At 72.0% G+C, this 11,103-nt stretch carries 10 protein-coding genes; 6 read left to right on the forward strand and 4 right to left on the reverse strand.

The features are described 5' to 3' along the window. Positions 1 to 739 (reverse strand): septation protein SepH (gene sepH, locus E1281_RS31025; RefSeq protein WP_243717614.1); only part of this gene is annotated, 739 nt, incomplete at its 3' end. A 441-nt stretch (positions 740 to 1,180) separates the two neighbouring features. On the opposite strand from sepH, the gene E1281_RS31030 reads away from it, so the two are divergent. Further along, a complete protein-coding gene (locus E1281_RS31030; protein ID WP_131883274.1) occupies positions 1,181 to 2,140 on the forward strand; it encodes a hypothetical protein in 960 nt (319 codons plus the stop codon). An 11-nt stretch (positions 2,141 to 2,151) separates the two neighbouring features. Here the strand turns inward: E1281_RS31030 and E1281_RS31035 are convergent, their stop codons facing one another. Then, positions 2,152 to 3,462: a D-arabinono-1,4-lactone oxidase gene (locus E1281_RS31035; RefSeq protein WP_131883275.1), complete on the reverse strand. Its 1,311-nt coding sequence runs from the start codon at positions 3,460 to 3,462 to the stop codon at positions 2,152 to 2,154. A gap of 220 nt (positions 3,463 to 3,682) precedes the next feature. On the opposite strand from E1281_RS31035, the gene E1281_RS31040 reads away from it, so the two are divergent. From E1281_RS31040 to E1281_RS31050, 3 genes are all read left to right on the forward strand, one after another. Beyond that, positions 3,683 to 5,005 (forward strand): lytic transglycosylase domain-containing protein, encoded by a 1,323-nt coding sequence (locus tag E1281_RS31040; RefSeq protein WP_243717615.1) that lies wholly within the window; start codon positions 3,683 to 3,685, stop codon positions 5,003 to 5,005. An 83-nt stretch (positions 5,006 to 5,088) separates the two neighbouring features. Next, positions 5,089 to 5,997: a ferrochelatase gene (locus tag E1281_RS31045; RefSeq protein WP_131883276.1), complete on the forward strand. Its 909-nt coding sequence runs from the start codon at positions 5,089 to 5,091 to the stop codon at positions 5,995 to 5,997. After that, positions 5,994 to 6,803: an inositol monophosphatase family protein gene (locus tag E1281_RS31050; protein WP_131883277.1), complete on the forward strand. Its 810-nt coding sequence runs from the start codon at positions 5,994 to 5,996 to the stop codon at positions 6,801 to 6,803. Before E1281_RS31045 ends, E1281_RS31050 begins: the two co-directional genes overlap by 4 nt. A 106-nt stretch (positions 6,804 to 6,909) precedes the next feature. On the opposite strand, the gene E1281_RS40650 is transcribed toward E1281_RS31050, so the two are convergent. Next, positions 6,910 to 7,086 carry a hypothetical protein gene (locus E1281_RS40650; RefSeq protein ID WP_165959187.1) on the reverse strand — a complete coding sequence of 59 codons (177 nt, stop codon included), beginning with the start codon at positions 7,084 to 7,086 and terminating at the stop codon, positions 6,910 to 6,912. 206 nt (positions 7,087 to 7,292) lie between these two features. Between E1281_RS40650 and E1281_RS31055 the strand changes: the two genes are divergently transcribed. Both E1281_RS31055 and E1281_RS31060 read left to right on the forward strand, forming a co-directional pair. Then, positions 7,293 to 7,946, forward strand: a complete 654-nt coding sequence (locus E1281_RS31055) for a response regulator transcription factor (RefSeq protein ID WP_131883278.1) — start codon at positions 7,293 to 7,295, stop codon at positions 7,944 to 7,946. Continuing rightward, positions 7,943 to 9,289 carry a HAMP domain-containing sensor histidine kinase gene (locus E1281_RS31060; RefSeq protein WP_243717616.1) on the forward strand — a complete coding sequence of 449 codons (1,347 nt, stop codon included), beginning with the start codon at positions 7,943 to 7,945 and terminating at the stop codon, positions 9,287 to 9,289. The genes E1281_RS31055 and E1281_RS31060 overlap by 4 nt, the downstream gene beginning before the upstream one ends. A 6-nt stretch (positions 9,290 to 9,295) precedes the next feature. Here E1281_RS31060 and E1281_RS31065 read toward each other — a convergent pair. Then, on the reverse strand, positions 9,296 to 11,103 hold a 1,808-nt coding region (locus E1281_RS31065; RefSeq protein WP_165959188.1), incomplete at its 5' end, for an ABC transporter substrate-binding protein.

Below are 11,103 nucleotides of genomic sequence, written 5' to 3' on the forward strand. Positions count from 1 at the left end.
CCTCGGCGATGTACTCGCGGGAGGCCGGGTACTCGCGGGAGGCCGGGTACTCGCGGGAGGCCGGGTACTCGCGGGAGGCCGGGTCGCGGTCGCTGGAGACGACCTTCATGGCGGGGCGGCGCGGGACGAGCGGGGTGACGGTGTCGGAGAGCGCGTCGTCGTCCCACTCGACGGCGGTGAGGCGGGCGGCGATCTCGTCCAGCGGCGAGACGTAGCGGCGGCGCGGGTCGAAGGTCCACTCGGCGGCGTGCGGGCGGCCGTTGTCGAAGAAGGACAGCCGGAGGCGCCAGGTGTTGTCCTCGCACTTCCAGGCGTCCCACTCGACCTCCTCGAGGTCGACGCCGCCGCGGCCGAGGCGTTCCTCCACGGTCTCGCCGAGGGGCGGGCCGGGGCTGGACTCGCCGGGGCGCCGGACGGTGACGCGCTGCGCCTGCTGGGCCATGTACTCGCGTTCCTGCAGGACCGGGCCCTCGAACCATCGGACGCGTTCGACCGGGATCCCCGCCGATTCGGCGATCTCCTCGGCGGTCTCGCCGGAGCGGATGCGGGCCTGGATCTCCTTGGGGCGCAAGGGACTCTCCACTTCGATCTCGAACTGGCCGAGGCGGGAGAAGTGCCCACGGACCGCCGCGCGGAGCCGGTCGTCGACGGGCAGGGTGAACCGGGTGCCTCGGCCCGCGGTGGCCAGGACGAGGTACGTACCGTCCTCGCTGACCGCGACGAGGCGCAGCTCCTGCATGCGTGTCCTTCCTGCCCTGTCCTGATGGCACGGAGGACGCCGGACCGCGCGACCGTGCTCTCACCGGTCGGCCGTCCGATGCCCACCGAGGGCGCATGCGTGCCCTTCCCCCGGGTCCCCGAGTCTCTCTTTCGGACACACCTGCTGCCAGCACCGTACCCGGCATGTCCGAACATCGCCGCTCTCGAAGCCCCCTTCACGAGGTCGAAGAGGGCACCTGACCAAGCTTGCCGGTGAGTCGCCCGGCCGGGGGTCGCCCTGCCTGATCCTTGTGCATCTTTTTCCACACCGTGCCTGGGGGACTCGCGCCGCTCCAGCGATTTGACGTTGTGAGCGTCACGTCTCGGGCAGGAACACCCGATTGTCCTGATTAGTTTCTGTTCGGGGGATCTACGGCGATGGACAGGGGTGAAGCGGGTCATGCCGCGCAAGCTGCCGAACGTGACCACGACGCAGCTGATCGCGAGTGCGGCGGCGACGGCGGTCGCGGCCTTCGGGGCGTCCTACCTCGGGGTCTACGGGACGATCATCGGCGCCGCGCTGATGAGCGTCATCTCGACGGCCGGGTCCGCGGTCGGGCAGCACTACCTCGACCAGGGCCGCAGTCAGCTGAAGGAGCTGACGCATATGCAGGCGGCGGTGCGGCGCCGCGAGGCGGCCGACGGCGCCGCGGAGGAGGCGACGAGCGCCGACCCGACCCGTACCGTGGCGTGGGGCGGGGACCCGAACGCCACCCGGTTCGACCCTGCGGGCGGCGGTGACCCGAACGCGACGAGGCTCGACCTCCCGTCCGGCGGCCCCGGCGCCACCCGCATGGATCCCGGCGCGACCCGCCTGGACCCGGTGGAGACGGTCGCCGGCTCGCTCGCCGAGGAGGCGGGCGAGGACGCGGTCCGGCAGGCCGCCCGGCGGTCGGCGTGGGAGAGCACGGTCCAGTGGGCCAAGGTGCACTGGGCGAAGCTCGCGGTGTCGTCGGCGGTGGTCTTCGCGGTCGTGATCGGCGGGATCACTCTTTTCGAGGCGGTCACCGGGAAGCCCATCGGAAGCAGCGACCGGGGCCTGACGGTCACGAACGTGCTGGGCGGCGGTGGCGGGCAGCCGGACGGGCCGCCGTCGGAGAGCCCCACCGACGCGCCGACGGAGCCGGGCGCCACTCCCGGCGAGACCCCGACCGGGGACGCGCCCACGACGGAGCAGAGCACGCCGGACCAGCCGGCCGAGCGGCAGCCGACCGAGCGGCCCACGCAGGCGCCCACGAACGAGCCCACGAGCCGGCCCACGACGTCGGAGCCCGACCCGAACACCCCGGCGCCGACCGGCGGGCCGGACGACGGCGGGCCGGGCGGCGGTCAGGAGCAGGGCCCCACCGACCCGCAGGGCGGGACCGGGCCCGCGGAGTAGCCGCAGGTGGGTCAGTCGCCGAAGACCCGTTCCGTGTAGGGGTTGGCGAAGCGGCGGTCTGGGTCGAGTTCGTCCCGCAGGGAACGGAAGTCGCGGAACCTCGGGTACACCTTCTCCAGGTACGCGGCGTCGCGTGTGTGGAGCTTGCCCCAATGGGGACGGCCGTTGAGCGCTGTCAGGAGTTCCTCGACGCCCCGGAAGTACTGCTCGTGCGGGTCGCGGTGGTAGACGTGCACGGCGATGAAGGCGCTCCGCCGCCCGTGGGCCATCGACAGCCAGGCGTCCTCTTCGGGAAGCAGCCGCACTTCGATCGGGAAGCTGATCCGCCAGTCCTTCTTGGTGAACAAGGCACGGAGTTCACGCAGCGCGGGGACGAGTTCCTCGCGCGGGATCGCGTACTCCTGCTCCTTGAAGCGGACCGTGCGCGGGCTCGTGAAGACCTTGTACGAGGTGTCGCTGTAGGTGCGGGCACCGAGGGCCTCGGCGGAGATCCCGTTCACGAACGGCGTTACAGCGGGGACCCGGTTCGTGATCCTGTTGATGGCTCCGAAGACCGTGTTGGACAGGAACTGGTCGTCCAGCCAGTACTTGAACTTGGAGAGCGGCTTGGCGGGGCCCTCGGTGCGGTTGTTGCGCTTGGTCAGGCAGCCCTCGGTGTGCGGGAACCAGTAGAACTCGAAGTGCTCGTTGGCGGCGTCGAACTCGTCCACGCGCGCGAGGACCTCGTCCCACTTCATCGGCTCTTCCTGTGCGCGCAGGAGGAACGACGGGACGGTGTGCCAGGTGACGGCGGTGACGATGCCGAGCGCGCCGAGGCCGGCGCGGGCCGCGGCGAACAGGTCGGGGCGTTCCTCGCGCGAGCAGGTGACGACGCTTCCGTCGGCGAGCACGAGTTCCAGTGCGGCGACCTGCGAGACGAGGCCGGCGACGTCGCGTCCGGTGCCGTGGGTGGCGGTCTGGAGGGCGCCGGCGACGGTCTGCTCCTGGATGTCGCCCATGTTGGCCAGCGCGAGACCGTGCTCGTCCAGGACGCGGTTGAGTTCATGGAGGGGGAGCCCCGCCTCGACGGTGACCAGCCCGGTCGCGGTGTCGACCGAGCGGACCGAGGTGAGCGCCGCGGGACGGAGCCGGACGCCTTCGGCGACGGCCACGCCGGTGAAGGAGTGGCCTGTCCCGGTCATGCGGACCGTGAGGCCGTCGTCGGCGGCCGAACGCACCGCCGCGGCCACCTCGTCGGTGCTGCGCGGCGTCGCGACCCGGTGCGACGCGGCCTGCTGGTTTCCCGCCCAGTTCTGCCACTTCCGGTTCGTCTCGGGGGACATGCGGCGACTCTACTCGGCCGTCGTTCGTGAGGAAAGTTCATGTTTCGCCTGCCTGGAATCCCGGCCTCGTTCGCGTACCGGGCGATAACGTACGATCCGGTAACCGCCGACGGGCGGGGACGGCGTCGTTCAGGCCATGGCCGGCCCCATGATCGCGTTACATGGGGGAAAGAAGCGCAAATCGGGTAACCGTCCGTAGCGACACTCGTTGGGAAATGATGTGGCTCCTCCATCAGCACCGCGCGACGGCTCCATAGCGGACGCGGCCGCCAAGAAGGCGCCCTCCAAGGACGTGGTGGCGGACGATGACTGGGTCGCGCGCGGCGGCGCTCCGCAGCCCGCCCTCCGCCGCCCGGCCAGGCCGAAGCCGGAGAAGAAGCCGCGCGGGCCGCGGCGCGGGTATGCGCGTCCGCGCAGGCGCGGGCCGGCGCGTCCGCTCGTCATCACCGGAATCGCGCTCCTCGCCGTCGCCACCGCGTCCGGCGGCGTGTACACGGCGCTGACCACGCAGGAGGTGGAGCCCGCCGCGTCCGACGCGGAGCAGGCGGCGCCGCCGAGCGTGCCGCCGGGCGACCCGGTCAACGTGGCCCAGGGCGGCCAGGTCGCGCCGCTGCAGCGCGTGGTGCCGCCGGACGTGCTCGCGGTCGGCGGCGGCTCGATCTCCGACGCCAAGATAAAGAAGATCGGGAAGCTGGGCAGGGTCGGGGACGTGGTCGCGGTCGCCGGCGGCGCCGTCCAGCTCCAGGGCCGCCAGGTCAACGCGTTCGCCGTGGACCCGTCGTCGTTCCGCTCCTGGACGTCGCCCGGGACGGCCAAGAAGACCGAGCTGTGGGAGGCGCTGGCCGCCGACCGGTTCGTGGTGTCCCCGGCCGCCGCGGAGCAGCTCCAGCTCGCCGCGGGGACGCGGTACCCGGTGGTGGGCCGGTCGATGCCGGCCCTGACGATGGGCGGCTCCGGCGACCTCGGCCTGCCCGGGATCGACATGCTCGTCAGCGAGAAGTCCGGGGCCGACCTGGGGCTCGTCCGGAACGTGGCGGTCCTGGTCAACGCGCCCGGCGCGGAACCGGGCAAGGTCGTCGAGGCCGTGACCAAGGTGCTCGGCCCCGGCACGGACGTCCTCAACCTGCACAAGGCCGAGTACCGGAGCCGGGCCGGCGGCGGCAGCCCGACCAGCTACATGGACCTGTACAAGAAGGCCGCCGGGACCTGCCCCGGCCTCTCCTGGACGGTCCTCGCCGCGATCGGCCAGGTCGAGAGCAGCCACGGGCGCAACGTCGGGCCGTCCAGCGCGGGCGCGCTCGGGCCGATGCAGTTCATGCCCGCGACGTGGAAGGCGTACGGGGTCGACGGCGACGGTGACGGCAAGGCCGACATCATGAACCCCTACGACGCCATCCCGGGTGCGGCCAAGTACCTGTGCGCGAACGGTGCGGGCAGGGGCGGCAAGCAGCTCTACAACGCGATCTGGCATTACAACCACGCCCACTGGTACGTCCAGAAGGTCCTCGGGCTGGCCAAGGCCTATGCGGCGCGCTACGACTAGCGTTCTCAGCGGGGGCGTGGGGCCACCCCACAATGACGAGACCCGGAACGGAGCGTCGCGCCTGGGCTGGTTGGATGGGAGGCATGACCTCGTACGACGCGTTGCTTCTGCTGTCCTTCGGCGGGCCGGAGGGGACCGAGGACGTGATCCCGTTCCTTGAGAACGTCACCCGCGGCCGCAACATCCCCCGGGAGCGCCTGGAGGAGGTGGGGGAGCACTACTACATGTTCGGCGGGGTCAGCCCGATCAACCGGCTCTGCCGCGATCTCAAGGCGGAGATCGAGGCCGACCTCGCCGCCCACGGCGTGGACCTGCCGGTCTACTGGGGCAACCGCAACTGGACCCCCTACCTCGCCGACACCGTCCGCGAGATGAAGGCCGACGGGATCCGGCGCGCGGCAGCGTTCGTCACGTCCGCCTACAGCGGCTACTCCACCAACGACCAGTACCTCAACGACATTGCGCGCGCGCGTGAAGAGATCCTGGACGCCCCTGAGATCGACAAGCTGCCCGTCTACTGCGACCGGCCCGAGTTCATCGGACCGTTCGTGGACGCGACGCGGGACGCACTGAGCCGCCTCCCGGAAGGCGCCCGGCTCATCTTCACCGCGCACAGCGTGCCTCTGTCCCAGCCCAACCGGGAACTGTACGTCGCGGAGCTGGAGGAGGCCGCGCGGACGGTCGCGGAGAAGGCGGCCCCTGGAACACCTTGGGATCTGGTCTACCAGAGCCGGAGCGGACCACCCGGCCAGCCGTGGCTGGAGCCCCAGATCACCGACCACCTGAGCGACCTCCACGGCAAGGGCGTCCGCGCCGTCGCGGTCGTCCCGATCGGCTTCGTCTCCGACCACATGGAGGTCAAGTTCGACCTCGACGTGGAGGCGGCGGACCTCGCCGCCGAACTCGGGATCGCGTTCACGCGGGCGGGCACGCCCGGGACGGACCCGCGCTTCGCCACCCTGCCGCGCAAACTCATGGAGGACGCCGGATGAGCCTGGCCCGCGATCTGCTGGAACTGGCCGTGGCCACCGCGAGCGAGGCCGGCCGGATGCTGGTCGACAAGCGCCACGTGGACGGCCCGGACGTGGTGCAGACCAAGTCGTCCCCGACCGACGTCGTCACCCAGATGGACCGCGCCGCCGAGCAGCTGATCATCGAGCGGATCCGGGCGGCCCGCCCCGACGACGCGTTCCTCGGCGAGGAGGGCGGCACCCGACCCGGCGGCAGCGGGGTCCGCTGGGTGATCGATCCGATCGACGGCACCGTGAACTACCTCTACGACCTGCCCGACTGGGCGGTCAGCATCGCCGCGGAGGTCGACGGTGAGGCGGTGGCCGGGGCGGTGGAGATGCCGCGCCGCGGCGAGTCCTACTCGGCGGTGCGCGGCGGCGGCGCCCGGTTGTCCACCGCCGACGGCGCCCGCGAGCTCCGCGTGAACGCCCAGGTGCCGCTCGACAGGGCGCTCGTGTCCACCGGCTTCGGCTACGCGGCGGGCCGCCGGGCCCGGCAGGCGCGGACCCTGACCGGCGTCCTGCCGAGCGTCCGCGACATCCGGCGCGGCGGCTCCTGCTGCGTGGACCTGTGCTCGCTGGCGGCCGGACGCGTCGACGCGTACTACGAGCGCGGCGTCCAGGCGTGGGACATCGCCGCCGGGGCGCTGATCGTCCAGGAGGCGGGCGGACGTGTCGAAGGCCTCCATGGGGCGCCCGCGGGCCCGGAGCTGACCGTGGCCGCCGGACCGGGCACGTTCGAGGCCCTGCACGACCTCCTGGTCCCCCTGGACCCGCTCGGCGACTAGCCGCCGGCACGGGAACGGGGAGCCCGGGACGGGAGTGGTCCCGGGCTCCCCGTAACGGTCGTGCGTCTCTCAGTGAGAATCCTCGTCCTCGGCGGACGAGGACCGCTCAGTCGCAGCGGGGTGGTTCGACGCCGATGTCGTTGTTCGCTGCGATCCGGCGCAGATCGTTGATCTCCTCCTGGCGGATGTCGGCCAGGTAGGTGTCACCATCCGCGTGGGCGCTCCGCAGCGACGCGTATGCGTCATCGAGCCGCTGGTGAATCATGCGTGAAAACTCGCCCATGGGCCTCCTCCCGGATCCTGCCCATGCCTACCCAGGCCTAGGCTGAAGGTAAACCTGTCCGCCGATGCAAATTTCGCGGATTCTTGCGTCCGTGATGTCACGGTTCGACGGACGCCGGAGGAACAGCTGCTTACGGGCGTCTTACGGCTCCCGTGGCATACCTGGAGCGCGGGCGCCTGCCGCGCCCTGACCAGGAGGGGGACCCCGTGCGTGTTCTAGTCGTCGAGGACGAGCGAGTGCTCGCCGACGCGATCGCCACCGGCCTGCGCAGGGAGGCGCTGGCCGTGGACGTGGCCTACGACGGCGCGGGGGCGCTGGAGCGGGCCGGAGTCAACGACTACGACATCGTCGTCCTGGACCGCGACCTGCCCAAGGTCCACGGCGACGACGTCTGCAAGCAGCTCGTCGCGCAGCGCTACCCGGCGCGGATCCTCATGCTGACCGCGGCGGGCGAGCTGGACGACCGGGTCGAGGGCCTGTCCATCGGCGCGGACGACTACCTGGCCAAGCCGTTCGCGTTCGCCGAGCTGATCGCCCGCGTGCGCGCCCTCGGCCGCCGCGCGGCCGCGCCGCTGCCGCCGGTGCTGGAACGCGCGGGGATCACCCTCGACCCCGCCCGCCGCGAGGTCGTGCGGGACGGCCGGCCGGTCGAGCTGACCCGCAAGGAGTTCGCGGTCCTGGAGGTGCTGCTCAGCGCGGACGGAGCGGTCGTCAGCTCCGAGCATCTCCTGGAGAAGGCCTGGGACGAGCACATCGACCCGTTCACCAACGTCGTCCGGGTCACGATGATGACGCTGCGCAAGAAGCTCGGTGACCCTCCCGTCATCGAGACCGTGGCGGGCGTGGGGTACCGGCTGTGAGCCCCGGGTCCGTACCACCGGAAGGCGCCGGAGAGACGCCCGGCCACCCGAACGCGGACACCGGCCCGCAGCCCGCGCCGCACGAGGAGGGGCCCCAGGCGACGCAGCCGACCGCGGTCCCCGGCGGCCGGCGCGGCGGCCCGTGGCGGCGGCCCGGCCCGCAGCAGGTCCCGCAGCCGCATCCGGCCCCCAAGGGGATGTGGCGCGGCGACGGCGGCGGGTCGTTCGCCGACCTGAAGGCGCTGCCCGGCCGCATGAGCGTCCGGCTGCGCCTCACGCTGCTGTACGGGCTGCTGTTCTTCATGGCCGGGGCGATGCTGCTGTTCGTGATGTCGGTGCTGATGGCCGACATCCTCGGGAACGTCCAGGTGATCGGGTTCGGCATCTCCGAGGCCGAGGCCGCGGAACTCAAGCGCCAGTTCGTCGAGCAGACGATGAAGCAGCTCGTGGGACGGTCGCTGCTCGCGCTCTGCGGGGTGGGGATCATCGCGCTGGTGCTCGGCTGGTTCGTCGCCGACCGGGCGCTCAGCCCGCTCCAGCGGGTCACGACCACCGCGCGCCGGCTGTCGGAGAGCACGCTGCACGAGCGGATCGCGCTGGAGGGCCCGGACGACGAGATCAAGGAGCTGGCCGACACCTTCGACGCGATGCTGGAGCGGCTCGGGCACGCGTTCGACTCGCAGCGGCGGTTCGTCGCCAACGCCTCCCACGAGCTGCGCACGCCCCTCGCGATCAACCGGACGCTGCTGGAGGTGGCGCTCGGCGACCCGGAGGTCTCCGACGACCTGCGCGCCGTGGGGCGGACGCTGCTGGCCACCAACGCCAGGCACGAGCGGCTCATCGAGGGCCTGCTGCTGCTGGCCCGCAGCGAGCGCGAGCTGACCACCCGCGCGCCGGTCGACCTCGCCGAGGTGGCGACGACGGTGCTGGAGCACTCGGCGCGCCGCGACCACGACAACGAGGTGTCCGTCCATCCCGAGCTGACGTCCGGGAACGCGCTCGGGGACCCGGTGCTCCTGGAGCACCTAGTCTCCAACCTCGTCGAGAACGCGGTCAAGCACAACGTGGAGGACGGCGGCGAGCTGTGGATCCGCACCGGAATGCTGGAGGGGTACGCCACCGTGCAGGTCGAGAACACCGGCCCGGCCGTCCCCGCGTACGAGGTGGAGCGGCTGTTCGAGCCGTTCCGGCGGCTGAACGCCGACCGGCTCGAATCGTCCAAGGGCGCCGGTCTCGGACTGTCGATCGTGCGGTCGGTGGTGCTGGCGCACCGCGGCGCGGTCTACGCGGCGCCCCGCCCGGGGGGCGGGCTGATCGTCACCGTCCGGCTCCCCCCGGGCTGACCGGGCCTACTTGAGCGCGGCGGTGGCCACGGTCGGGTGACCGTCGTAGTCCAGTTCCAGACCGGTGTACTCGCTCTTCTTCGTGATGGCCGCGTGCGCGTCGTTGGCGAGGGGGATGACGGCCAGATCGTCCAGCGCCAGCTTCTCGGCCTCCTTGAACAGGCTGGTCCGCGTGCCGGCCTGCGGGTTCCTGAGGGCGGTGGACATCAGCTCGTCGAACCGGGCGCTCTTCCATCCCGACAGGTTGAAGTACGAGTTGTCGGAGGTGGCGACGAGGTCGCCTCCCAGGATCGGCCACAGCATCGGGTACGGACTGACGTAGTCGGGGCCCCAGGCGAAGAGGACCAGTCCGGAGGCGTCGTCCGAGACGACCGCCTTGCGGAAGTCGTCGAACTGGTCGGCGCCGATGGAGGTCGGCTTCAACGCGACCCTCAACCCGAGCGCCGTCTGCAGTTCGTTCCTCACCACCTCGGCCATCTCGGGGTAGGAGGACATCTCCCGGAAGTACAGGTTGATCTCCGTGCCGGGCTTGAGACCGGCCTGCGCGGCGAGTTGCTTGGCCTTCTCGGCGTCCTGCGCGTCGCACGACGGGCAGCGGCCGCCTCCGACGAAGCCGGGGACCGCCGGGGGCACGATGCCCTGGGCGGGCGCGCCGAGGCCGTCGAGCGCCTGGACGATCTTGGAGCGGCCGATGGCGTAGGAGACCGCCTGCCTGGCCTCCCTGGACTTCATCGGCCCCCGGGCGGTGATCGGGACGAGCATCCGGGTGAACGGGCTGGGGCGCGTGACCATGCCCTGGGGCGCCGTGGACTGACCGCCGGGCGTGAGGGCGGTCCAGTCGACGTCACCGGCGGCATAGGCCGCGCGTCCCACGGCGGGGTCGTGGCCGAGGCGGATCTCGACGCGGTCGAACTTCGTCTTGCCGAACGCCCAGGTGCTGTTGCGCGCGAGCGCGATGCGCGAGCCCTCCCTGTGCTCCTCCAGCGTGAAGGGGCCGTTCCCGACGGGACGGGTGTTGAAGCTCTCGTTGCCGGGGTCTCCGGCCGTCTCGGGGACGGGCATGAAGGCGGGCTCGGACAACCGGGCGGCGAAGTCGCAGTTGGGCGAGGTGAGCGAGACGGTGAGCAGGGTGCCGGACACCGCCCGGACCCCGGACATCTCCTCGGCCGAGCCGCCGGCGACCTTGGAGAAGCCTTCGATGTCGTTCATCAGGTACGAGGCGCCGCCGGTCTCCACCGCCGCGCTGCGGTTCCATCCGCGGGCGAACGCCCGCGCGTCGACGGGGGTGCCGTCGGAGAAGGTCGTCCCGTTTCTGATCTCGATCTTCCACTGCCGGCAGGTCGGGTCCGGGACGATCCGCGTGGCCAGGCGGTTGCGCGCCCTGCCGTCGGGACCGAGTTCCGTCAGGCCGGTGAACAGCTGCTTGACCAGGAACCTCTCGGTGCCGCTGAAGGTGTGCGACGGGTCGATCTCCTCGCCCGGGGTGGTGGGCGAGGCGAGCGCCATCTGGAACGTGCCGCCCGTCCGCCCGCCCGAGGTGGTGCCCGTACCGCCGTCGTCTCTGGTGAGCTGGACGACGATCGCGGTCCCGACGAGCACCAGGGCGACCAGCGCCGCGCCGCCCACACTCGCCAGGAGGCCGATGCCGGGCCGTCCGGACCCGCCGGACGGCTTGGCGGGGCCGGTGCCCGGGGGCGGGGAGGACGACCCGGCCGGCCAGGTCGGGGCCCCCTGCCCGCCGGCGGGCGGGAGCGTCGACGACCACGCCGGCGCCTGCCCGCCAGGCGGCGGTCCCGGAACCGGCATCCCGGGCA

The sequence above is a fragment of the Actinomadura sp. KC345 genome, from assembly GCF_004348515.1.
Lineage (GTDB): Bacteria > Actinomycetota > Actinomycetes > Streptosporangiales > Streptosporangiaceae > Spirillospora.

Bases quoted from the DNA above. Each gene is read 5' to 3' on its own strand.
- E1281_RS31035 (WP_131883275.1), bottom strand. From the start codon at position 3,462: ATGTCCCCCGAGACGAACCGGAAGTGGCAGAACTGGGCGGGAAACCAG.
- E1281_RS31050 (WP_131883277.1), top strand. From the start codon at position 5,994: ATGAGCCTGGCCCGCGATCTGCTGGAACTGGCCGTGGCCACCGCGAGC.
- E1281_RS40650 (WP_165959187.1), bottom strand. From the start codon at position 7,086: ATGGGCGAGTTTTCACGCATGATTCACCAGCGGCTCGATGACGCATAC.
- E1281_RS31045 (WP_131883276.1), top strand. From the start codon at position 5,089: ATGACCTCGTACGACGCGTTGCTTCTGCTGTCCTTCGGCGGGCCGGAG.